We start from the raw sequence: 23,540 nt of genomic DNA, 5'->3' as shown, positions 1-23,540 counted from the left end.
CTTTTTTGACAATCAAGCTGTTGAGTTATTTCTGCAATGTGCTGCACTTAATCGCATGATTCAGTTAGGCAAGCCAGATAGCTACAAAGTGGAAAAATAATTACTAACTCTGCTAAGAGTTGGTGTGCCTTTTTTCTGTTTCATGCAACAAAGCCTTTTGTGATTTCATCTTTTACAAAGTTTATTTTACCTATTAAAATTGAATCTAATACAATTGCGTCAGTTATGCAATCTTGTAAATTTATATCTATTATCGAATCCAATTCAACTATATAATGGGCTAGCCTAAGTGTTTTTTTAGGCTCAATACCAATAAGATTATCCAGCTTTTGTGGTGATATTTTAGTTCTTTTTAATATGACTATATTTATGACATCTTTAAGACGTTCAGACCATTGCTGTAAATTGTTATAAACTTCATAATAAGTTATTTCGTTAGCCACACTTACTTTAATATCAACAAAGCAACTAGGCTTTTCATGTAGTACGACAAGTGTAGGCTTTGTTAAAGCAAGGGCTTCTGATAATCTATTACCCACAGCATTAGGCAGGATAAAAGTATAAACAAATTTACCAGATTCTTGAGACAATTTTAAGGTAACAGAAATTCCTAAAAGATTTTCAATATTTAATTTTAATGTTTCTATTATTTGCTGATTGTTGTTAATCTCTTGCAAGGACATATAGGTTTTTAGTTGTTTGGTGAATTATTTTGATAAGTAGTTGTGTACATAAGGAACTCTAAAGAAGCTAGTGTACGTCTTATTATTAAGTAAAAATTAACAGTACATTTAAAATGACTGTTTATGTTCTGGATCATCGAGAGACCCTCTCACTGATGTTATATCTGCAAAGTCTTTAAATGGGCTAGATTTGGGGAGTTTTATGATGGAATGGAGGAATGAAGTTAATTCGTTTTTTTGACCAGGGTAAATGAAACCACTAAATGCTCCTAATTATTAGCCATAAATGATTTCATCATCCTCGCTCTGTCTTTTAACGTCTTCCGCATAATTACCTGTGTTCGACACTTTCATTAAGAAAGTTCGCAAACTGCAAGAGACTATGTTCGCGACAGGGTGCTGCTACGTGAAGGTATCCCGACTGGGCAAGAAGGGTGCGAGAAAATAGCTCTCAAAACCATTGATTTCAAAACCATTAATATGGCTTGCCTATGGTAACTCAAGTAAAAAATTTTGTGCGGGAGTTTCTTACTTCCGGGTTTTTCAAAGCTTTTTTTCTATCTGCTACTTTGAGGCGATCGCTCTCCTACAGAATCAAACATTGCTCTCTAACCTCTGTAGCTTCTGCTCTACAATGAAGTGAAGAATTTAGCAGCTTAAACAGGGGATTTATTTATGTCCCACCCGACGCTCAGTAGCCAAGAAGTCGCCCGACGTGGAAAGGAACTTTATCAAAGAAGTATCCGTGCTAAAAGTGAGACACAAGAGAACATTGGCAAAATTATCTCAATTAATGTTGAAACAGGAGATTATGAAATCGGTGATGATTTAGTCGAAACGAGTCTTCGATTACGATCCAAGCAAACCGATGCAGCACTTTGGGGAGAAAGAATTGGTTTTGATGCCGTTTATTCAGTTGGTAGTACATTGCTCAGGACGGCACAGTGATACACGGGACTGTACTTTGCGATCACACCACTGCCAAACTCATAAAATGGAGCCATGCAGAAGATAGCAAAAACAGCCCTCAAATTCTTGAAAGGTGCGTTGGCGTAGCCCGTCGTAGACATCGCTGATTTGCCTAGTACGGTGAAGCTAGTTGAAGTCTGTGGTAAGCTTTTGCCCGTGATTACTAAGTTTTTGGGCTTGCCATAACATTAGTAAATATTACTCTACATCTGGGTCGATACCCATTGCCCTGAGCCGTTCTGCTAATTGTCCAGCTTTTTGTTCTGCTTGTTCAGCCCTTCGTTCTGCTTGCTCGGCTCTTTGCCTTTGCAACTCCGCTTCTTCTTGACCAATCAGTAACAGATTCCCTTCTAAATCCCACCAGCGCAACCACAATTGCTCAGGATTATTCAAGTAGCTTCCCTGCCATAACCCTAGTTCCACTCCTAAAGGAGGAATTGGGTAGTGGCCTCGCTCATTAGGTTGCATTTTATGGTAGGAAAAATCTACTAGGTGATAAACCTCTAGTTTGTCATTACTAATTTCATAAATGGCATAGTAGGGAATTCGGATTATTCGCTCATATACCCAGAATTTACCCGGTTTTGCGCCTTCCCGACTACCAGCTAGAGGTAAAGGAGTGACATCTCGTTCTTCATCGCCATTACTACTAGCTAGTTCTATAGCAATCAATGGCGGTATGTATTCCCGCCACAAAACATAAGAGCGACGGTTTTTGCCATCTAACCTTGGTGGTACACCAGGGACATAAAACCAATCCGGTGCTGCTGCTCCTTTTTCTGGTGGTTCAGTATCTCGCCAGTAAATACCACAATCTTGACCAATGCAATACTGTCCATCTGGATGTAAGCGTAGCAAAGCTTGAGCAATTGAGTCTGTCAAAATGACGGTTTGGGGATGCTCTTGAAAATTTTTCACAAACGTACCATCAGACTCTGGTAGTTGAGTGTGATCGGGAAACTGGGGCGGTATGGCAATATCAGCAAGTGTTTCACTCATACTTTGAAAAGTATTGCAGCTCTTTGTTTAGTGCTTGACGCTTCCCATAAAGTGTTACTCACTAGTATAACACCTTGCTCTGTCTTGATTTCAGTGCTTTTACCCTGCCAGAAACCCTTTAATTGCGGGTAGAAATATATGAAATCTTATATTTTGAAACTGTATGTATTTTAAAATAGGCGGGATTGTAGGAGCGATCGCTATTTTATTGAGTAATGGTAGTGCCATTGCTCAAGATGCACAAAGATATCTCACTGTAGGACATGATAAATTAGGAAACAGTGTAGCTCTGGATACAAAAACTATTAAGGGCACTACATACAAGCTTTACGGTATCTATGGAGATGGCATCTTCGAGACTACGTTCGATGCTTCGTGTAAAGAATCGCGGCTTTTTCTCAATCGCATTGCCATTTATGGGTTGGATGGACAACTACTTCAAGAAGATCAGGAGAAAGGAGAAATACCTTTTGTAGCTAATTCTTCACCAGGAAAAGGAATGCAAATTGTTTGTCAAAAGATTGGTGCGGGTGGTTGGTAGGTGCTAAATATTTTATAAGTAGGGAATGGGGAATGGGGAATAGGGGATAGGGGATAGAGAAGAAACTTAATCACTAAATACCCATGTCCAATGCCCCATGCCCCATGCCCAATCAATATACAGGTAGAAAATACTAAGGACAAAACAACGTGTCACGCGTATCTCGTCCTGTAATGGGATTAGTTCCTTTGGCAAGTTTGCACAATTTTTTTTGCTCATCGGAACGCAGCAGCGTATCGGTAAAATCTGCCCCGTCAATGATTGCACCGTCAAATCTGGCGTTAGCAGCAAAAGCACCCTCCAACAGTGCATTTGTCAAATTTGCTCTGACTAAACGAGCCGAGTCTAAAGTGGCATTTCTCAAGTCAGAACCCTCCAAATTCGCAGATTCTAAATTTGCTGCAAAGAAGCTGACACCGTTCAAATTAGCGTGGCTGAAGTTGCTCTGGCGAAGATTAGCTTTGGTAAAGCTGGAGTCTTTTAAATCACGTCCTGAGAAATCAGCCTCCACCAAAATTTCTTTATTATATTCGAGTGCCAAAGCTGTTGGAGTAAAACCGACTGTTGCAGTGATGACAATCATTCCCCAGAGGAATACGCTGAGTATACTTGCCCAAATTCGATGGTCTGTTTTATGTTTCAACCCCAACTTTGTTCGGTATGAGTCGAGTTTAGAACCCGCTGTGCGTAGGCGTAGCCCACCGCAGGCGTCGCTTAACCTATAATTCTCAGCATTCATGATATTTTTAGTCAATGGCTAACCTTCCTCCATCCCATTATCCAGATATTGGTCATTTAGGAGAAGACCTAGTAGCCCAATGGTTGCAATCTACAGGTTGGATAATTCTGCATCGTCGCTTTTCTAGCCGCTGGGGGGAAATTGATATTATTGCTCAACATGATGGACGAACTGGGGAAAAACTCCTTACTCAGCACTCCTTACTCAGCACTCAGCACTCATTATTGGCATTTGTTGAAGTTAAAACCCGCAGTTCAGGTAGTTGGGATGCTGGGGGAAGAAGTGCAATCACTACACAAAAGCAAGCAAAAATTTGGCGTACAGCTGGAATATTTTTAGCCCAGTATCCTGAGAAGGCAGATTATTCTTGTAGATTTGATGTTGCTATTGTCTACTGTCAAAGAAGATCAAAAAATCTGACTGGGATTACAGCAAGCCAGGAAGCTCTAGCTACTTCATCAGTGACCGGATATAAGTTTAAGCTGCAAGAATACATTCCGGCAGCTTTTGACTCTTCAATTGATAATGGTTAATCGGTAATGAATAAGATATCTTCATTACCAATGACCAATAATTTTGTAGTGGCGTTACAACCAAATAGTGTCACGCCAAGGTTTCTGGGCAGTAACCTAAGCCCCGGACAAACTGTTGTCGGAAGGCCTCGATTTCGTCTCTCTCTGGACTACCATGAGAAACGATCGCTACCTGATAGCGACGCATTACGTCCACAGGGCACTGTCCCGCTTCCAAACTCCAAAGTGCCATTTGCACCCTCATTGGCGGTTCATAGCTAATTCCTAATTCGTTTAGAAAAGCCCGAAAGTCGCCATCTTCTTGGGGCGAGACTTGACCTCTGAGTTTGATCCTAACCACCCAGCCATCAATTTGATGAATTACGGTGACGAACGAAACTGGTGTCTGGGGTCTAGCGTGGAGGTGTTGAACGACCCTCAGGGTTAGACTGGCATTTGCCAGATAGTACAAGTATTCCATGTTTGTTGGTGCTTGGGATCAAAGCCAATCCTACATATCTATCTTCGTCAATCAGTGCCTGTTCCCGGTAGGGTAAAAGCCCCCGTTTTTAGATGGGGAGGTTTACCCAATTTTTATGTTAATTTTTCCGTGTTACTTAATAGTAACAATCTTATAGCCTTGCGGCAAAACTGAGCGAAGATGCCTTAAAGTTCCTTTAGAAGGGAAAGCTAAAACTAGCTTTTTTAAGAGAGTATAAATACTAGATAAAGCAAAAACTAGTACAAGCCAATTTGAAAGATACATCTCGCCCACAAGCAAAAGATTTGGAATTAGATTGCTCGGTAGCTGGCTATGACTACGAACTACCTCCAGAATTCATTGCCCAAAACCCAGCAGTTCCTAGAGATAGTTCGCGATTGCTGGTAGTTAATTCTTCTACTACAGGCATCGAAACAGCACCCCTACACCACATTTTCCATGATTTGCCTGCACTGCTGCGCTCTGGTGATTTGTTGGTTATGAACAATACAAGAGTCATTCCAGCGCGGCTTTATGGTCATAAATCTACTGGTGCTAAAATCCAGGTGTTGCTGTTGGAAGAACGGCAGCATAACTGTTGGTTAGCTTTAGTTAAGCCAGGAAAAAGCTTCAAACAGGGAGCTAAGATTATTTTTGAACCAAGGCAATTAGGAATTAGGGATCAGGAAGATTCCTACCCAGTCCCCAGTCCCCAACTCACGGCTACAGTTATAGAAACAGACGTAGCAACTGGGGGGCGTTTGTTGCAATTTGATGTGCCAGAAGGAAAATCTTTGGTGCAACTGTTAGAGGTGTTTGGTGAAATCCCGCTACCACCATACATCACTACTTCAGAAGCCGCTGACGGACAGTATCAGACAGTTTATGCCAAACAGCCAGGAGCGATCGCAGCACCGACGGCAGGATTACACTTTACCCCAGAATTATTAGAAAAGTTGCGCGATCGCAAAATCAATCAAGCTTTTGTGACGCTACACGTTGGTGTAGGCACATTTCGCCCTGTGGAAGTGGAGGATGTAACTACCCATCAAATGCATGAAGAATGGATTGAAGTTCCCGCCGCCACAGTAGAGCAAATCCGCGCCACTAAAGCAGCTGGCGGTCGGATTATTGCTGTGGGAACAACGGCAGTAAGGGCTTTAGAAGGGGCGGCTAAATCTGGGAATTTACAACCATTTTGCGGGAAAACAGACTTGTTTATTTATCCCGGCTACCAATGGCGGGTGGTGGATGGTTTGATTACCAATTTTCACTTACCGCGTTCTAGTTTGCTGATGTTGGTAAGTGCGCTAATTGGCAGACAACGGTTATTGAATATATACTCTGAAGCGATCGCTTCAAAGTATCGCTTCTATTCCTTTGGTGATGCCATGCTAATTTTACCGGAAGCTGTGAGAGTGGAGAGTTAGGAGTTAAAAGTTGGGAATTTGGAATTTTTTCTTTCGTGGTGGGTACTCTGACTTATGAGGAGTTACAAATAAGTACAGGTCTGCTATTCATGTCTGAAAAATACCGATTTTCTCATTGGTTAAATTTATTTTGCCAGGTGACACTCGCCGGCTGTTCTACGTTTTTGGTCTTGGCTGCACCAACAATTACTAATTTGCCCGGAAGCAAGCTGCTAGGAGAAACCGCAATTTCTCAGGATCTCCAAGCAGCTAGCTTTTTTCAGCAGGGAGTGACGCGCTATAATCGCAAAGATTTACAGGGGGCGGAATATGCCTTTCGCCAAGCGTTACAGCGAGATCCTAGCCTTGGGGCCGCGCGAAATTATCTGGGTAATATATTCATGGAGCAAAATCGCCTGGATATAGCTTTACAAGAATATACAGAGGCGATTAGAATTAATCCCAATTTGAGTGAAGCTTATTATAATTTAGGGTTAGTGTTGCACCGACAAGGAGAAAAAGACGCAGCGATTACGGCTTATCGCCAGAGCCTTGTAATAGATTCCACAAGGGTAGCAGCGCTATATAATCTGGGTTTGGTGCTGTATGAACAAGGACAACTACAAGAAGCGATCGCAGCATACCAGCAAGTAATCAATCTAGATAGCAGTTATGCCAATGCTTATTTTAACTTAGCGATCGCCTTGCAACAACAAGGTCAAACAGAGCTTGCGATCGCTACTTATCGCCAAGCCTTGCAACTAGATCCTAAAAATGCCACAGCCTACAACAACATGGCAAGTTTACTGGCAATGCATGGCCAAGCTTCAGAGGCTATTTCTGTTTATCGGCAAGCTATTCGCCAAAATCCTAAAAATGCCTCAGCTTACTATAACTTGGGAGTCACTTTATATAATCAGGGCGACATCAAAAAAGCTAGTGGAGTTTTGAAACGCGCTCATAACGAATATCGTCAGCAAGGCAATATTGAACAAGTTGAGAAAATTGAGCAGCTAATGCAGCAAATTGCCCAGAAGGCTGGACAACAGCAACCTCAAGCCAGTCAAACATCTACTCCTGCTCAGAGTTCAGATTCTACAAGTAATGTAGTACAAACACCTGAGCCAAAGACGCCGAATCAACCAGAAACGCCAGCCAACACTGGCGATGTCCCTGTCTCAGTTGAGTCACAATCTACTTCAACGAGTCCTGGACAATAAAACAGGAGTCAGAATACAGAATTCAGAATTCAGAATTTAGAATGCTCCACCCATAAAGGGATAGAGTTTTAAGGTGAGAATATTTTAATTTTTTTCGCTTGACTTCGGGCGTTAGCCTAGCGGGACGTTAGCGGTAGCGTTTCTAAGAGTTGTACGGTTTTAACCAATATTCGTCACCCACTCGTACAGAATTCATACTGAATTCTGACTCCTGAATTCTGAATTCTTCTTATAAAAAAGTCAGAGTTAGGAATAAATTAATAATCTCTAACTCTGCCAATTTTAGATTGAAGGAAAAATCTAAAATCTAAAATCTAAAATTGAATGACTTCTAACTTTTTTAAATCGGCAAACGATTGATATCTTTATTGCAACCAATAACGACCATTGCTGAACCACGCTCTAAACGCTTAGTAGGGTCAGGATTAATTTGAAATTTCCCATCCTGACTTACTGCTAGTAAATTTAACCCGTAGCGATTACGAAGTTGCAACTCGGTGATTGTTCTGCCGTGAAATTCATCAGGCACAATCAATTCTACAATGCTGTTATCTGGGTCGAGGTCAAACCGATCTAAGATTGCTGGTTTGGTAAGAGTACGCGCTAGGGCACAACCAGCTTCATACTCAGGAAAAACAACATGATCTGCCCCTACTCGCCGCAACAGTTTACGGTGAACTTCACTAGAAGCTTTGGCAACTACATGGGGGACACCAGCCTCTTTCACATTTAGGGTAGTTATAATGCTTTCCTGAACGTAGTTGCCTATCGCTATAATCACAGTATCAAATTCAAAAATTCCAGCTTCTTTAAGTGCAGCCGGTTCTGTAGAGTCTAGTTGTAAAGCATGACCAACTATTCCCTCAGTTAATGCTTCTGAAACTCGTTTTTCATCAATATCTGTTGCCAGCACTTGATAACCAAAATTGTGCAGGGTGGAACAGACAGATCGACCAAAACGACCTAACCCAATTACAGCAAATTGGTGGTTATCTTTACGTAAACTGCGAAAAAAACTTAATGATGACAGATTCACCTTTGTTATCCTTATTATGGCTCCCTGTATTTAGGGCAAAAAACGCTTATACCGTTTGAATTAAAAATTTTATTTTTTGCCTTCCAATGTATATTTTATCAGTTTCGTGATTAGTCATTAATCATTAAGTCATTAGTCAAGAATTATTCTCTCCCATTCCCTACTCCCTCTCCCTAACTATCCCACGAGTAAATTTTCTTCAGGATAGTGAATTCTGGTAGGGCGAGGATCTCCTAGTACAGCGGACATTAGTAGTAAAACACCTACTCTTCCAACGTACATGCTTAAAATTAAGATGAGCTTTGCAGCTGTGGAGATACTTGCTGTAATGCCTGTAGAAAGCCCCACGGTAGCGAAGGCTGATACCACTTCAAACAAAATTTGAATAAAATCTAATCTTGGATCTGTAAGGCTAATTAAAATGGTGGCTAAAATCACGGTTGCCACTGAACCCACCAACACACCCACAGCTTTCAAAATTAAATTTATTGCTATTTTGCGATCGTATAACAAAACGTCTTCTTTCCCCTGGAGAATTGCTTTAGTGCAACTGGTCAACACTCTTAGAGTTGTTGTTTTCATTCCTCCTCCTGTACCACCTGGACTTGCACCAATAAACATCAGTGCAATCGTAATGAATAGTCCAGCGGTAGTCATTTTGCTAATATCGATGGTGTTAAAACCGGCAGTTCTGGGAGTAACTGATTGAAACCAAGCTACTAATATTTGGTCACGAAAGTTTAGAGAGCCAAATGTTTCAGGGTTTCTAATCTCTATACAGAAAAAAGCAACTAACCCTATTACTAATAATATAATAGTTGTGCTAGTTGCAACTTTGAAATCTAGGGAAAATGTCTGATTATGAGTTTTTCTGAGGATGCGATCGCGCAACCAAAGATACATTTCCATAATTACCTGATAGCCAATCCCCCCAAAGATAATCAACATGGTGACGGTGAAGACTACTAAGAAGGATGATTGATAGCCAATTAAGTTATCTTTAAACAAACTAAAACCAGCATTATTCCAAGCATTAATACTATGAAAAATTGCTAACCAAAGTCCTTGACTCCAGCCATATTGTGGAACAAAAGCTGGTAGAAGTAATAATACTCCTGTAATTTCAAAAATTAAAGTTGTGGCAATAATTGAACGGATAACTTGGGAGCTACCACTCATTCCCGGTCGATCTAAAGCTTGTTGAATAGCAATTTTTTGCCGCATATCAAACTTACGACCAATCAGCAAAATCAGAAATGTGGTAGTTGTCATGTAGCCCAACCCGCCAATCTGAGCTAGTAGCGCAATAAATAACTGACCCCAAAAGGAAAAATGAGTACCAGGATCAACTACTGATAAACCTGTGACACAAACTGCGGATGTCGAGGTAAATAGTGCCACAATCAGGTTATCCCATGTACCATTGCTAGTCGAGAAAGGCATCATCAACAGGATAGTACCAACAGCGATGACAGCCAGAAACCCCAAACAAATTGTGCGAGCAACAGTCATATTAAGGTAAAATTTATAAAATTTTTTCCAGGGAAGATAAACCGGGGTTCAGCCTCTCTGGAAACAAAAACACCTTATTTAATTAAAAACATACATGGTAGCCTACCTGTATGTTTTTTTTGAATTCTACTTCGTCTCAATACTACTTTTTTCATGAGTGCAACACTTTACCAGCAAATTCAGCAGTTCTACGATGCCTCCTCTGGTCTGTGGGAACAGATTTGGGGGGAACACATGCACCACGGCTACTACGGTGCTGATGGCAGCCAGAAAAAAGACCGCCGTCAAGCTCAAATTGATTTAATCGAAGAATTGCTCAATTGGGCAGGGGTACAAGCAGCAGAAAACATCCTGGATGTGGGTTGTGGCATTGGCGGCAGTTCTTTATATCTGGCAGAAAAGTTTAATGCTAAGGCTACAGGGATTACTTTGAGTCCTGTGCAAGCTGCCAGAGCAACGGAACGCGCAATGGAAGCGAATTTGAGTCTAAGAACTCAGTTTCAGGTGGCTAATGCTCAAGCAATGCCTTTTGCTGACGATTCTTTTGACTTGGTTTGGTCACTGGAAAGCGGTGAACACATGCCAGATAAAACTAAGTTTCTCCAGGAGTGCTATCGGGTGTTGAAACCTGGTGGCAAGTTAATTATGGTGACTTGGTGTCATCGAGCGACTGATAAGTTACCACTGACGGCGGATGAGGAAAAGCATTTGCAGGATATTTATCGGGTGTATTGTTTGCCTTATGTAATTTCTTTACCAGAGTACGAAGCGATCGCACTTCAACTTCCATTAAACAATATTCGCACCGCCGATTGGTCGCAGGCTGTCGCCCCCTTTTGGAATGTAGTCATTGATTCGGCATTTACTCCCCAAGCGCTTTGGGGCTTACTAAATGCCGGTTGGACTACTATTCAAGGGGCGTTATCGCTGGGGTTGATGCGTCGCGGTTATGAGCGCGGGTTAGTTCGGTTTGGCTTATTGTGCGGCAATAAGTAGAAGGTAGGAAAAAGAGGAAAAACTGCCCTCTTTTTCCTGCCACGACCCGCTAAAAGGGCGGTGGAGTGTCAATAGTTGTTAGAATCACTGTAATAATTTCTACCATGATGCTCAGTTTTCACCCAGTGCGATCGCTCCTTTTGCACACACATCTTTAAAGTTGCCACAATCATCACAGGAATCCAATGCACCATGTATAATGACCCTTGAATTGTTGCCCAAAGCAAAGACCATCCTCGTAAACTTTGAAATTGGTAAAGTCCAGCAATAAAGGCAACCGTCAGAATGATGCTGAGTAGTGTCTGGAGGGGAAACAGAACTGGACGATGGCTATAAAATATAGTCCAAAGTAAATCGGGAATTAGTCCAATTGGCAGAATAAATTGCAATAGAAAAAACAATAACAAATCAATTTCTTTTGCCCAACCTAAAGTAAGAATTTTCGGAAAATAATCCAGGTAACGCTGATAGCCACCTTCAGCCCAACGACAGCGTTGATTCCAAAGTTTTTCCCAAGTAGTTACACCTTCTTCCTGAATTGATAGAAATGTAACAAACTCAATTTCCGCACCTGTTAAATAGAGTTTGAAGCAAAGATCCAAATCATCAGTGACAGTGTTTTCATTCCAACCTTGACACTTTTCTAAAAATTCCCGACTAACTAACATCCCATTACCGCGCAGTTCAGACATTCCACCAATAGCAATGCGATGGGTTTGCAGAAAGCTATCACAATTCATTTCCATCTGCTGACAACGCGTTAAGAAGTTGGTATTGGCATTAGAAATCGCTTTTCGCACTTGCACTGCACCGATAGTTTGCTTCTGAAACAGAGGTACTGTTTGCCGGAGAAAATTAGTAGGTAACTGAGCATCCGCATCACAAACTAGGATAATTTCCCCTTGGGTAAAGGGCAAAACCGCATTCAATGCCCCTGATTTACCACCTTTTGATTCCCGTCGATGAACTTGTAAAGCTGGAAATTGAGTTTGTAATTCCCTCAAAACCTGTGGTGTTTCATCGGTACTGCCGTCATCAACGACCCAGATATCTAAGGAATCGCTTGGATAATTCAATTGACATAAGCTGTAAACTAGATCAGTCAAGACTAGACTTTCATTTTTAGCCGGAACTAAAATCGAGACTGGCGGTAAATAAATTTCACTCTCCATCACCGCCGTCGCTGGTTTTGCCAGCAGCATTCGTAACGTTTGCACAGTCAGGATTGCCGTTAATCCCAGCATCAACCATTGTGTTTCTGGTAGCCAGTGCAGTAAACTCACGCCACCCCAGACCAATAAAACTACTATGGTTGCTTTGAGACGGCGATGAAAGCTAATATTTTTACTGGGCTGATCAGTGTTTTTTCCCACTTTATTTGCTATATCTTTTCGGTTTCGGTTTCTTGCTTAGTCCTGCGACGTAATATTAGCATCGTCACCACTCCCAAAATAAAACCGCCCACCCCTGCTGCAACTGCTAGAATCCGCCCCAATTGTTGAGCAGCATTCAACACCGGGTTATTCAGCAGATTGGAGGAAAAATGCAGCGATTGAATCGTCCATTTATCTTGGAGTTTTTGCAGGACTGCTGTCCATCGCAATGCCATATCAGCCGCTTTGCCATCTTTGAAAGAAAAAGATGCGATCGCCTCTCCAGAGGCAACATCTATCTCTGGAGTGAGAAATGTTCTGAGACTATCTCCCTTTAGTTGCATTTTGATATCTTTAATGGAACTGGAAAACTGCTGATTCCAGTACTTTTCAAACTCAGGAACTTTGTGAAAAATCTGGTTATCAACTGTTGTTATGGTGAAATTTGGATGCAGGTAAGGCTCGATTTTGGCAAAATCGCGAGTGTTTAGGGCTTGCAGCGCAATATCCCGTGTGCGAATAATTGCATCTATCTCCTGTGGATTTACATCTGCCAGAGCGTATTGGGGTAGATTCCAAATTACTAACATTAACAAAACACTCCAAAGTAGCTGAGTGCAGTTGTTTATGCTTGTCCATTTCTGTTTGATCATATAAAAAACCTGTAGATTAAGTGACGCTTAACTGATAATTTTTTTAATGTTACTACCCATATTCTGCACTTCATTTTATAGGACATAAAGAAATACAATAATCTTGCTTTTCTCCAAGATCCCCAAAGTGAGCTAGAGAAGCTACGTTCTTTGGGAAGCGCTAGAAAGATATACTACATGGCAAATGTATTTTCTACAGACAAGGGTGGTAACTTTAATAAAAGAGAGCACATGGTTAATACAGGTGATGCAGACTACACGCAGTATTAGTAGAAGGGGAAACCCTGCTTTCCTCACAAGTTCCTCAAATTGTTTTGCTACAAACATAAATGTGGGGCGAAAACTTTTAAGAAATTTAAAATTCAAAAGTTGCTAAACATAGTTGAGGGTTTGCTCATTTTTGACAATCCAACATCTGGAAACCCGAAACCGTAAAGACCAATAACCAATGAAATCGGAGGTCTATATGATGTTTAAAAAGATTCTAGTTGCATTAGATCGCTCAGAAATGGGGCAACGGGTTTTTGAGGAAGCATTGAGTTTAGCAAAGTTAACACAAGCTAGCTTAATGCTATTGCATGTCCTATCTCCCGAAGAAGAGGGTAGTCCTTACGGGCCTATGCTGTCTAATTTTGACTACTATCCGGGATTGAGCCATCAAAGTTTCGAGGTATACCAAAAGCAGTGGGATACCTTTAAAAATCAAGGAATCCAGATGTTGCAATCTTTTTGTGTTCAATCTAATACAGCAGGTGTAACTACAGAATTTACACAAAATGTTGGTAATCCTGGTCGGATTATTTGTGACTTAGCCCGTACTTATGGCGCTGACCTAATTGTTATGGGGCGTCGGGGTCATTCTGGACTGATGGAACTATTTCTCGGTAGTGTGAGTAACTACGTCCTTCACCATGCTCCTTGTTCAGTACATATTGTGCATCTTTCAGTTACTCCTAAAAAAGATGAAGTTGTCCAAGAAACTACAAGCAATTTAAGCATTAACTAACTACTAAGATTGCTTGAAGAAGAATGTAGAATTCAGCATTAAGAAATAAAACAGGAGTCAGAATTCAGAATTGGTGAATACTCTACCCATAAAGCGATAGAGTTTTAAAAACATAACTTACGCATTAATAAAGTAGACAAAAAATGATTGAATAAATCAGCAAAAAGCAGGTGATCGCTAGAAATGCGATCGCTCATCACCTTAACTCGGATTTCTCACTCATAGTGTGGGAGGGGTGGGAGGTAAAACTTCTTCCCCATCTCCCCACACTCCCCACACTCCTTGGATTTCTCACAAGTGAGAAATCCAGGCTTACAGCACTTCCAGCTATTATGCAATACAGACCGCCAGGGAATAGAATTCCCTGTCTAATGGTGCAAGTCCTCTGGAAGAGGACTAGAAAAACTTGGGTTAAAGCACTTTCAGCTATTATGAAATACAGTACAGTTTTTCTTCTTGCCCTTTTCTATCATAGCTTTCAGCTTTGAGGATGTACCTCATAGCTGCCGGAAGTGCTGTAAGTAAACTGATCGTTAAGCTTGAAGCTAAAACTGTATAGTGGATATCTATACACTACAATGTAGCATATAGATTAATCTCATCGGGTTTAATAGTTTGGCATTTCCTTGCATTAGTACTGGGATTTATAAATATGCTAAAGCTTTAGCAGCTGAGGTGGCAGTGAGAATATGCGAGTCTGTGGCACAAAGAGAAAGAACGAGATTTTTTAAATTACTTTGAAAGGGATACTCTAAAAATATTTTTTTTGTAGCTTATTTAAATAATTCCAAACATTCATTTTTTAAAACTCCTTTTGTGACTTTGATGTTCCTAAATGACTTAGCAATTAACTCTTCACAAGATATACTAATTTGTGATTGATTTACGCTAATTAAATCTTCAATTGAAGCACCATACACAATTTCTGATAAACCACTCCAAATACAAGCTGTTGCACACATTGGACAAGGTTCGCCAGTTGTATATATGCTATAACCTTCTAAAGAAGGGTTTTTAAGTTTAGCAGTTAAACCACGAATAACGTTGATTTCCGCATGGGCGGATGGATCGTTGTCTCTCCTCACAGTATTATGAGCTACGGCAACAACTTCGTGATCTTTAACAATCACTGCACCATAAGGCGCATCGCCTTCTTTTGCTTCTGCCAATGCTAAACGCATAAAATATTCTGGGTTCATATAAGCTGGGGTTAACATAAGGATAATGGTTAATAATATCGTATTTCTAATGTTATAACTGGGAATTAAGATGTATTAATGGTCGAATATGTTACTGAGCAGACAAGAAACAGAATTTTACTTAAAAGACCTGGAAACACCAATAGGTAAAGCGATTAATTTAACACTTGCCTCTTTGGTGCTAATATCATCAGGAATTTTTGTGGTAGAAACATATAATATTCCTGATTATATGCGGTTTCAGTTAAATGTAGCTGATATTGCGATCGTGATCATCTTCGCGGTGGAATATTCACTCCGGCTGTGGAGTGCAGAAAACAAAATTAAGTATATTTTTAGCTTTTATTCGATTATTGACTTATTAGCGATTTTACCATTTTTTCTCGGAATGGTAGATATCAGCTTTATCCGCTTACTCCGATGGTTTCGGATTTTACGACTAATCAGATTTATTGACCGGAAATTTTTATTCGCCAGTGTCAGCACCGAAGATGGAATGATTTTTGCGCGAATATTATTTACATTATTTGCAATTGTTTTTATTTACTCTGGCTTAATTTATCAAGTCGAGCATCCGGTTAATCCTCAAAATTATGGTACTTTTTTGGATGCATTCTATTTTTCTGTTGTCACAATGACAACTGTTGGATTTGGCGATGTTACTCCAATTTCGGAATTAGGGCGTTTGCTAACAGTATTGATGATTTTTACGGGAATTGCGCTGATTCCTTGGCAAATAGGGGATTTAATTAAGCGAGTTGTAAAAACTGCTAATCAAATAGAAACAGTTTGTTCAGGTTGTGGTTTGGCTTTTCATGATCTAGATGCTGGGTTTTGTAAAAGGTGCGGGACTAAGTTACGTAATTCGTAATTCGTAATTCGTAATTCCAATTGCGTAAGGATTTTAGACATTTCAGATGGGTGGTTTATTTACGCAAAACTGTTACTAGTCGCAGATTTGATTGAGATGCGCCAGACTTAATGGAGTTCTATGATATCCGCTAAAATACTGTAAATGAGCAACGCCGCATTTCGCTCACATTTGCATCACATTTATTTATCATAATTTTGCTGATCAGCTAATAGTCAATTTTGGCGCAAACAGAATGACAGCAACATCTGAAAAAATCATCCAGCCACGTGAATGGCACAATCTACCTGCATCGAAGGTAGCTCAACATTTAGACGCAAATCTAGAGACTGGTTTAACTTCAGATGAGGTGGTAAAACGGCAAGAACGTTTTGGTGCTAATGAACTTAAGGGTAAACGTGGAACTAGCCCAGTATTAAGGTTTTTGTTGCAATTTAACCAACCGTTATTGTACATTTTGCTGATTGCGGGTGCAATCAAAGCCTTAATCGGACAGTGGGTAAATGCTGGGGTAATTTGGGGCGTAACCCTAATTAATGCGATTATCGGTTTTATTCAAGAATCAAAAGCCGAAAGTGCGATCGCAGCCTTAGCTTCTTCAGTCCAAACTAATGCAACTATCCTTCGCAACGGCCAAAAGGTACAAGTTTCCTCAACGGAATTAGTACCTGGGGATTTGGTACTACTCACTTCTGGCGATAAAGTACCAGCGGATTTACGTCTGATCAAATCCCGAAATCTGCAAGTGAATGAATCAGCACTCACGGGTGAGTCAGTCGCTACTGAAAAAAATACACGGCCATTGAATACAGATACAGCCTTAGCCGAACGTCTCAATATGGCTTATGCTGGTAGCTTTGTAACTTTTGGTACTGGTAGTGGAATTGTGGTGGCCATTGGAGAAGCCACGGAAACCGGGCGCATTTCCCAACTTATTGAGCAAGGAACGAGCCTGAAAACTCCCTTAACTCGAAAATTTGATAAATTTAGCCGCACCCTGCTGTACATTATTCTCGGCATCGCGGCGTTGACATTTGCCGTCGGGTTGGGATACGGCAATACCTGGGCAGAAATGTTTGAAGCGGCTGTTGCCTTTGCTGTGAGTGCGATTCCTGAAGGATTGCCAGCTGTAGTAACTGTGACACTAGCAATCGGGGTTTCGCGGATGGCGCGACGAAATGCGATCGTTCGGAAATTGCCAGCGGTGGAAACTCTTGGCGGTGCTACAGTCATCTGTTCTGACAAAACCGGGACGCTAACCGAAAACCAGATGACTGTACAAGCAATTTATGTAGGCGGTGAACAATATACGGCCACTGGTACGGGATATGCGCCAGAAGGAGAAATTTTATTAGATGAACAACCAATAGATTGGCAGAATCTTCCCGCTTTAGCAGAATGTCTCAAAGCCGGTTTGTTATGTAATGACTCGTATTTAGAACAAAAGGAAGGACAATGGCAGGTTTTTGGTGATCCGACAGAGGGAGCATTGATCGCTGTTGCTGATAAAGTTGGACTGAATCGCAATAACTTAGAAGCCCAAATGCCCAGGCTTGATGTCATCCCATTTGAGTCTGAGTTTCAATATATGGCAACTTTGCATGAAGATGGGAGTAGAGAAAATTCTTCACGAGTTAAAACTATTTACGTTAAAGGTTCGGTAGAGGCAATTCTGAAACGTTGTCAGCAGATGTTAAATGCTGAGGGAAACCTTACCTCTGTAGATCCAGAAACCATACATCAAGAAGTGGATGTGATGGCGAATCTTGGTTTACGGGTGCTAGCTTTTGCGAATAAATCTGTATCCAATGCTCAAGATTCACTCGATCATGCAGATATCGAAAAGGATTTGGTTTTCTTGGGATTGCAAGGGATGATCGATCCGCCCAGAAGTGAGGCTATCAAGGCTGTAGAAGCCTGTCAAAATGCTGGGATTCAAGTCAAAATGATTACAGGCGATCATGCTGTAACTGCAAGAGCGATCGCTCAAAGTATGGGCTTTAATAAAAATGGTGAAGTTCTCGCTTTTACAGGCAGTGAACTGGCGCAAATGGAGCAATCAGAACTGGCTACAGCGATAGAAGATGGGGCAGTATTCGCCCGTGTTGCACCAGAACAGAAACTTCGCATCGTTGAAGCCCTCCAATCTAAAGGAGAGGTTGTTGCCATGACTGGGGATGGTGTCAATGATGCACCAGCCTTGAAACAAGCAGATATTGGTATTGCAATGGGAGGTGCTGGTACGGAGGTAGCCAAAGAAGCCTCAGATATGATTTTAACTGATGATAACTTCGCCTCAATAGAAGCTGCGGTTGAGGAAGGGCGGACTGTTTATCGAAATTTGCTCAAAGCGATCGCCTTTATCCTACCCGTTAATGGTGGCGAATCGATGACGATTTTGATTAGTGTATTATTTGCCAGAGAATTGCCCATTTTATCTTTACAAGTTTTGTGGCTGAATATGGTTAATTCCATTGCCATGACAGTACCCTTAGCCTTTGAGCCAAAGTCTGAACGGGTAATGGAACAATCACCACGCAGCCCCCGCGAACCGTTACTTTCTAAAAGTTTAGTCAAGCGGATTCTGACAGTTTCTCTCTTCAACTGGATTTTGATTTTTGGTGTATTTGAATGGATACGACAAACTACAGGAAATATCGATTTAGCCCGAACAATGGCAATTCAGGCTTTAGTCGCTGGGAGAGTTTTTTATCTTTTGAGTATTAGTCAATTAGGAATGGCTCTAATTAATACGATTCGGGGAGTCAGACAGACATTTAGTGATGCATCGGCAATGGGAATTGGTATCGCTACTACCATAGTTTTACAGATTATTTTTAGTCAGTGGAACTTAATGAATAGCTTATTTTCTACTGCTCCACTGAATTTAAACCAATGGTTAATTTGCTTCCTTATAGGATTGCCAATGATTGGAGTATCAATTATAGTAAATCGTTTTGATCCTCTCAACTGATTTAAGCAAGTCGGCGCAATTAAGGCAAGAGACGCGATAAATCGCCGTCTCTACAATAATCAGACGGCGATTTATCGCGTCTTTATGATCTCAGGCACTACCCATAAGTAAAGGGTTGTGGCGTTTACTCGAATCACTCGCTTTGCTTGCCAATCACCCATATCAAAGCTGTGGGAAACAATGCGAGTGCCAGGTTTCAATTCTTTTAATAATTTTGGTCGTAGTTTGAAGTTAACATCGGGTAGCAGGTAAAGCGTTACTACTGTGGCTGGTTTTAAGTCAGTTTCAAACAGGTTTTGTTCCAGGAAATCGACGCGATCGCTAACTCCTGCTTTTTGAGCCTTAGCAAGGCTTTCTTGTACAAGTTGGGGGTTAATTTCTATACCAACAGCACTACGCGCATTATATTTCTGCACAGCAGTAATGGGAATTCGTCCATCACCACTACCTAAGTCATAGACTACATCTTTGCTGTTAACTTCTGCTAGTTTTAGCATAGCGTCTACTACTTGTGGTGGTGTTGCTACATAAGGTACATCTGCTCGGCTTCCTTGAGATTGAATTATCACCGCAGACTCTTGTTTTTCTGCCTCAAAATTTCGTTCTAAGGTGCAACCAGCAACACTAAATACGGCACTAACTCCAGTAATAAATAACAATATATATTCTTTATCAATCATGATTTTGATGCTTGTCAAAAAAACATGAAAAAATATTCTTAATTTAAAATTGCGCGTTCATTTAAATTTTTATTTCCAGTCGGTTCTGTAGTTTCGATGGGACGGTTTTGTATCCAAGCAAACAAGGCTGCACCACCTATTAAAATTAGAGTGATACTTGTGACAATTTGCAGCATAATACTGTAACGCATAATAAAATTTTAGATTTTACAAGGTTTAGAAGCCGAATATTGAGGAGTTAAACAAGGTTGAAATGTTCCATGTGAATGTTCGTCGGTGGAACTTGAAGTTGATGCAAGGCCATTTCTACTTGTTCCATCATTTTTGGCGATGCACAGATGAAGTATTGCCGTGTTGCACGTCGTTTAGGTATGTAACGTTGTAAAAGTTCCTTGTCTACATAACCACTTTCTCCTGACCAATCTTCTGCTGGTTCTTTGAGAACATGGATAATAGTCAAGTCTAACTTTTTCTTCAGTTCATCCAGTTCTTCACGAAATGTAATGTCTTCCCAATTCTTGCTAGCGTAGATTAACAAATAAGGGCGTTCATCTCCTCGTTCAGCATGAGTAATCAACATACTGATCATGGGAGTAATGCCGATACCTCCAGCAATGAGAACAAAACCGGAGGTGTCTTCGTAGCGATCGGTGGTAAACACTCCATAAGGGCCATCTAAGAAAGCTTTGGTTCCGGGTGAGACATCTTTAATAGTGTTGGTAAAGTCTCCTAAAGCTTTGATACTGAACTCAATCTTTTCTGTGTTGTCGCCATTGGAAGACATCGAAAAGGGATGTTCTCGCATCCGAAACGGAGAAATTTCGAGGGTAATCCAAGCAAATTGACCAGGCTGGAAGCGAAAACCTTCGTGTCCTATGGGTCTAAGTGCGAGTGTCCAAACGTTACCGACTTCGGGGCGTACTTCCTCTACTAGATAAGGCTTTTTCAGCATTAACCAAGGTTTTACCAAACGCACATAAATTAGTAACCAGATAGCAGTAAGTGCGATCGCAGTCCATAATACTGCTTTCCAAAATAACCCTAAATAATTACCCACACCGATAGCGTGTCCCAAACCCAAGCCAACTGTTAAAACTGCCAAAATTCCATGAAGAGTCCGCCAAGGTTCGTAAGGAATCTTCAGTTGTTGTCGCCATACGCTAGTAACAACCAGCGTTATTAACGCCAAGGTTGCTAAAACAGCCATTCTGGCTCGCCACGGTGCTGTAAAAAAGTTCAATAATTGCAGTGTTTCTGGCTGCACTACGAACAAAATCAACGGATGAATCAGGACAAAGGTAAACGCTACTAGTGAGATGTAGCGGTGAAACTGAAGAATGATATCAACGCCGTAAGAGGCTTCAATCCGATTAATCCGGGCGGTAAGGGCAAATTGCAATGCCATCATCGCCAAAGCAATGAAACCTAATGCAACCGACAAGTCGATCCAAAACCCTCTTCCTGTCAGGGGAGGATAAATAAGCAAAATTAGCAAAGGTAACAGGGTGATGAATATATACGCCCCAATCCAACCAAATGCGATCGCAACCGGACTATGCATTAACAAACTTTTCATCATCCACCTCCTCTAAGTCTGTTGCTATGAGGGGCGCATCTATTCACTTTTGACCAGTTCACCACATTCCACCAGTTATATAAAATTGCTAAAACCGTTGTATTCGCTTCAGGTAATTGAAGCCACAAGTCTTAATAGAATTGAGTTAATGATTGCTAAAGTAATAGAACCTAGCAAAGCGCTCCAAAAGCCATGACGTAATCTAAAACCTGGGACAATTAAAGCCGATAATCCAAAGATGATGGCATTTAAGACAAAGAAAAATAATCCTAAAGTAAGGATAATGAATGGAAAGGTAAAAAATGTGAGAATTGGCAGCAAAACAGCATTCAAAATGCCAAACACTATAGCAGAAATGGCTGCTTTACCAAAACCATCTATTTCTATTCCCAAAAATGGCAGCCTAGCAATAATTAAAAAGCTAACAGCAGTGACTAACCAAGTAATGATGAAACCTATCATCATGAACCTCCTATTTTTTAATTAACTTTTCTCTTGCTCCAGAATATTGGAAGACCCAATTTTTTTCTTTTTTGTAATGGCTGGTAATCACAACAATCAATTGCTGCTTTTGTGAAAACAGTAGAAGGATTTACCGCACATTTGAGATAACTGTTTTTTGAAAAAAAGTGACAATTTTGACAGGGAGAGCCATCTAAATTATTTAGCTTATTAGCCTGCTCGGATAGTTTGAGTTTATTAAAAACAACTATCCCACCCATTATTAACAATATAAAAGGAGCCAAAATCAGAGATGGATCTGAAGCTATTATAGCACTTGTCTCCTCTATATTAAGCTTCTCTCTATTACGCTTTTCTCTACTCAAACTTGCTCTAGATAGGTTTGTTTGACTGTTGAATAGAGGAAGATTTAATTGGGCTGGTATATATTGTCCTAAAATTTCATTTACTGACATATTATTTACCTCTTATTCAATTTGATTAGTCCTGTTGTATTAGTCCTTTAGAGAAAATTTAATATAATCACAAATTAGTTTAGTAGTTAAACATTCCAACTGATTTATTCAATCTACAAAAAGAATGTGATCAGAAAGTGACAGTAAGGCAGTAATTTTATTTACACTAAAATAACGCACACAACAAACTGTACAAAAAGCAGCATGTGTATAATCGTTAACTGAACCGTATTGGTATATGAATACTTAAGACGAGATGAATTCCATTACTGCTATGATTCACGAGAGGATTCTTTTTATTTGGGCTTTGTCTCTAGCTCCTTTGCCATTTCAATTACTAATTGAGATTGTCTCAGTTTTAGCGGCTTTCTCGCTTTGTATGCGTTGTTTAGGTTGTGGTTTAAACTGCGATTGATTTTTATTTAACTTGATAACTGATAAGTTTTCTAATATCTTCAGGAGATAAATTAAGTAATTGAGCAGTCATGACTTCTAATATCTTAACTTCAGTGAATGGCAGCACAAAATTCAATTTTGTTAACGCATTATTGGTAGTTCTAACCTCAAGAAAGCTAATTCCTTGCTTTTTTTCAATTTCAACTTTGATTGCAGTCAAATTTAGGGGGATTTTTACCTGTATTTGTTGATTAGGTTCTAGCTTTTTGATTTGAGGATACAATCCTAATTGTTGTGCGATCGCTACTTCGGGAAATTTCGATTTGGGAATTTCTAGCTCTAATCTTTTAAGCATGGAGTTTGCCGTTATTATTTTAACTTGAGTAACCTGATATTCTTGGTCTATATTTATATCAATTAGTGTAAAATTCAGCGCAAGTAAAACCTGTGGTAGTGTATCAGCTTGCAATTTATCTGGCGTTCTGTAAGAGAGACTTAATAATTGCTTTGTTAGAAAATCACTACCAGCCCAAAAAGCAATTCCTACAAATAGCAAAGGCAAAGTCAATAGTAAAAGTTGTGGGCGCAAATCAGGCATATTTTTTAATATATCAGTTTATAAATAACCTTAATGCCAATTCTATATGAGTCTGTGCTTTATTCATGCAGAGTAAATCCCCTGCGGTAATACCATTTCACTTTAGTAATGATACAAATACGTGGGTAAGGGTAAAGCACATTGCTCATTGGTGTCAACTTAAGCTAGAAATAGCTTCGCTGCGGGCTTCATAACCCGCC

General features: G+C 40.4%; 25 protein-coding genes. 10 read left to right on the top strand and 15 right to left on the bottom strand.

What is annotated here, in order from left to right:
• Window positions 1-140: 140 nt before the first annotated feature.
• Entirely contained in the window at window positions 141-683 is a 543-nt protein-coding gene (locus A4S05_RS01985; RefSeq protein ID WP_069068144.1) for a hypothetical protein, read from the bottom strand.
• A gap of 675 nt (window positions 684-1,358) precedes the next feature.
• Between A4S05_RS01985 and A4S05_RS01980 the strand changes: the two genes are divergently transcribed.
• Window positions 1,359-1,631: a hypothetical protein gene (locus A4S05_RS01980; RefSeq protein ID WP_069068143.1), complete on the top strand. Its 273-nt coding sequence runs from the start codon at window positions 1,359-1,361 to the stop codon at window positions 1,629-1,631.
• Between the two features lie 219 nt (window positions 1,632-1,850).
• Here the strand turns inward: A4S05_RS01980 and A4S05_RS01975 are convergent, their stop codons facing one another.
• Window positions 1,851-2,651, bottom strand: a complete 801-nt coding sequence (locus A4S05_RS01975) for a Uma2 family endonuclease (protein ID WP_069068142.1) — start codon at window positions 2,649-2,651, stop codon at window positions 1,851-1,853.
• 163 nt (window positions 2,652-2,814) lie between these two features.
• On the opposite strand from A4S05_RS01975, the gene A4S05_RS01970 reads away from it, so the two are divergent.
• On the top strand, window positions 2,815-3,192 hold the full coding sequence (locus A4S05_RS01970) for a hypothetical protein (RefSeq protein ID WP_069068141.1): 378 nt from the start codon (window positions 2,815-2,817) through the stop codon (window positions 3,190-3,192).
• A gap of 133 nt (window positions 3,193-3,325) precedes the next feature.
• Here the strand turns inward: A4S05_RS01970 and A4S05_RS01965 are convergent, their stop codons facing one another.
• Window positions 3,326-3,775, bottom strand: coding sequence for a pentapeptide repeat-containing protein (locus A4S05_RS01965; RefSeq protein WP_069068147.1), 450 nt, complete (start codon window positions 3,773-3,775; stop codon window positions 3,326-3,328).
• A 170-nt stretch (window positions 3,776-3,945) separates the two neighbouring features.
• Here A4S05_RS01965 and A4S05_RS01960 point away from each other — a divergent pair, with 170 nt between their 5' ends.
• On the top strand, window positions 3,946-4,464 hold the full coding sequence (locus A4S05_RS01960; RefSeq protein ID WP_069068140.1) for a YraN family protein: 519 nt from the start codon (window positions 3,946-3,948) through the stop codon (window positions 4,462-4,464).
• Between the two features lie 70 nt (window positions 4,465-4,534).
• Here A4S05_RS01960 and A4S05_RS01955 read toward each other — a convergent pair whose 3' ends face one another.
• Window positions 4,535-4,924 carry a hypothetical protein gene (locus tag A4S05_RS01955; RefSeq protein ID WP_069068139.1) on the bottom strand — a complete coding sequence of 130 codons (390 nt, stop codon included), beginning with the start codon at window positions 4,922-4,924 and terminating at the stop codon, window positions 4,535-4,537.
• A gap of 245 nt (window positions 4,925-5,169) precedes the next feature.
• Between A4S05_RS01955 and queA the strand changes: the two genes are divergently transcribed.
• Together queA and A4S05_RS01945 are read left to right on the top strand one after the other, a co-directional pair.
• Window positions 5,170-6,354, top strand: a complete 1,185-nt coding sequence (queA, locus tag A4S05_RS01950) for a tRNA preQ1(34) S-adenosylmethionine ribosyltransferase-isomerase QueA (RefSeq protein WP_069068138.1) — start codon at window positions 5,170-5,172, stop codon at window positions 6,352-6,354.
• Window positions 6,355-6,443: 89 nt separating this feature from the next.
• Window positions 6,444-7,553 (top strand): tetratricopeptide repeat protein, encoded by a 1,110-nt coding sequence (locus A4S05_RS01945; RefSeq protein WP_069068137.1) that lies wholly within the window; start codon window positions 6,444-6,446, stop codon window positions 7,551-7,553.
• Window positions 7,554-7,893: 340 nt separating this feature from the next.
• Here A4S05_RS01945 and A4S05_RS01940 read toward each other — a convergent pair whose 3' ends face one another.
• Together A4S05_RS01940 and A4S05_RS01935 are read right to left on the bottom strand one after the other, a co-directional pair.
• Window positions 7,894-8,589 (bottom strand): potassium channel family protein, encoded by a 696-nt coding sequence (locus A4S05_RS01940; RefSeq protein WP_069068136.1) that lies wholly within the window; start codon window positions 8,587-8,589, stop codon window positions 7,894-7,896.
• 177 nt (window positions 8,590-8,766) lie between these two features.
• Window positions 8,767-10,101, bottom strand: coding sequence for a TrkH family potassium uptake protein (locus tag A4S05_RS01935; protein ID WP_069068135.1), 1,335 nt, complete (start codon window positions 10,099-10,101; stop codon window positions 8,767-8,769).
• A gap of 153 nt (window positions 10,102-10,254) precedes the next feature.
• On the opposite strand from A4S05_RS01935, the gene A4S05_RS01930 reads away from it, so the two are divergent.
• The gene (locus tag A4S05_RS01930; RefSeq protein WP_069068134.1) at window positions 10,255-11,097 is read left to right on the top strand and encodes a methyltransferase domain-containing protein; all 843 of its coding nucleotides are present in this window, start codon (window positions 10,255-10,257) and stop codon (window positions 11,095-11,097) included.
• 68 nt (window positions 11,098-11,165) lie between these two features.
• Here A4S05_RS01930 and A4S05_RS01925 read toward each other — a convergent pair whose 3' ends face one another.
• Complete coding sequence (locus tag A4S05_RS01925) at window positions 11,166-12,470, bottom strand: glycosyltransferase family 2 protein (RefSeq protein WP_069068133.1); 1,305 nt, start codon at window positions 12,468-12,470, stop codon at window positions 11,166-11,168.
• An 8-nt stretch (window positions 12,471-12,478) separates the two neighbouring features.
• Window positions 12,479-13,123 (bottom strand): YybH family protein, encoded by a 645-nt coding sequence (locus A4S05_RS01920; protein WP_069068132.1) that lies wholly within the window; start codon window positions 13,121-13,123, stop codon window positions 12,479-12,481.
• 469 nt (window positions 13,124-13,592) lie between these two features.
• Here A4S05_RS01920 and A4S05_RS01915 point away from each other — a divergent pair, with 469 nt between their 5' ends.
• On the top strand, window positions 13,593-14,129 hold the full coding sequence (locus tag A4S05_RS01915) for a universal stress protein (protein ID WP_069068131.1): 537 nt from the start codon (window positions 13,593-13,595) through the stop codon (window positions 14,127-14,129).
• A 615-nt stretch (window positions 14,130-14,744) separates the two neighbouring features.
• Window positions 14,745-14,870, top strand: coding sequence for a hypothetical protein (locus A4S05_RS44125; protein WP_370684382.1), 126 nt, complete (start codon window positions 14,745-14,747; stop codon window positions 14,868-14,870).
• Window positions 14,871-14,902: 32 nt separating this feature from the next.
• Here the strand turns inward: A4S05_RS44125 and A4S05_RS01905 are convergent, their stop codons facing one another.
• Window positions 14,903-15,328 carry a nucleoside deaminase gene (locus tag A4S05_RS01905; RefSeq protein ID WP_069068146.1) on the bottom strand — a complete coding sequence of 142 codons (426 nt, stop codon included), beginning with the start codon at window positions 15,326-15,328 and terminating at the stop codon, window positions 14,903-14,905.
• A gap of 88 nt (window positions 15,329-15,416) precedes the next feature.
• Here A4S05_RS01905 and A4S05_RS01900 point away from each other — a divergent pair, with 88 nt between their 5' ends.
• Both A4S05_RS01900 and A4S05_RS01895 read left to right on the top strand, forming a co-directional pair.
• Entirely contained in the window at window positions 15,417-16,199 is a 783-nt protein-coding gene (locus tag A4S05_RS01900) for an ion transporter (protein WP_069068129.1), read from the top strand.
• 235 nt (window positions 16,200-16,434) lie between these two features.
• The gene (locus A4S05_RS01895) at window positions 16,435-19,173 is read left to right on the top strand and encodes a cation-translocating P-type ATPase (RefSeq protein WP_069068128.1); all 2,739 of its coding nucleotides are present in this window, start codon (window positions 16,435-16,437) and stop codon (window positions 19,171-19,173) included.
• 71 nt (window positions 19,174-19,244) lie between these two features.
• Here the strand turns inward: A4S05_RS01895 and A4S05_RS01890 are convergent, their stop codons facing one another.
• The 6 genes from A4S05_RS01890 to A4S05_RS01870 all read right to left on the bottom strand — a co-directional run bounded on the left by A4S05_RS01890 (window position 19,245) and on the right by A4S05_RS01870 (window position 23,340).
• Window positions 19,245-19,853: an SAM-dependent methyltransferase gene (locus tag A4S05_RS01890; RefSeq protein WP_069068127.1), complete on the bottom strand. Its 609-nt coding sequence runs from the start codon at window positions 19,851-19,853 to the stop codon at window positions 19,245-19,247.
• Window positions 19,854-19,891: 38 nt separating this feature from the next.
• Entirely contained in the window at window positions 19,892-20,044 is a 153-nt protein-coding gene (locus tag A4S05_RS41285; protein ID WP_176726894.1) for a hypothetical protein, read from the bottom strand.
• 47 nt (window positions 20,045-20,091) lie between these two features.
• Window positions 20,092-21,429 (bottom strand): ferredoxin reductase family protein, encoded by a 1,338-nt coding sequence (locus A4S05_RS01885; protein WP_176726893.1) that lies wholly within the window; start codon window positions 21,427-21,429, stop codon window positions 20,092-20,094.
• 108 nt (window positions 21,430-21,537) lie between these two features.
• On the bottom strand, window positions 21,538-21,891 hold the full coding sequence (locus A4S05_RS01880) for a phage holin family protein (RefSeq protein WP_069068126.1): 354 nt from the start codon (window positions 21,889-21,891) through the stop codon (window positions 21,538-21,540).
• Between the two features lie 17 nt (window positions 21,892-21,908).
• The gene (locus tag A4S05_RS01875; RefSeq protein WP_069068125.1) at window positions 21,909-22,346 is read right to left on the bottom strand and encodes a hypothetical protein; all 438 of its coding nucleotides are present in this window, start codon (window positions 22,344-22,346) and stop codon (window positions 21,909-21,911) included.
• Window positions 22,347-22,764: 418 nt separating this feature from the next.
• Entirely contained in the window at window positions 22,765-23,340 is a 576-nt protein-coding gene (locus tag A4S05_RS01870) for a hypothetical protein (protein WP_069068124.1), read from the bottom strand.
• Window positions 23,341-23,540 lie beyond the last annotated feature (200 nt).

This window comes from Nostoc sp. KVJ20 (genome assembly GCF_001712795.1).
Taxonomy (GTDB): domain Bacteria; phylum Cyanobacteriota; class Cyanobacteriia; order Cyanobacteriales; family Nostocaceae; genus Nostoc.
The sequence above is the reverse complement of the archived record's forward strand: the minus strand, read 5'-3'. Positions and strand labels throughout refer to the sequence as shown.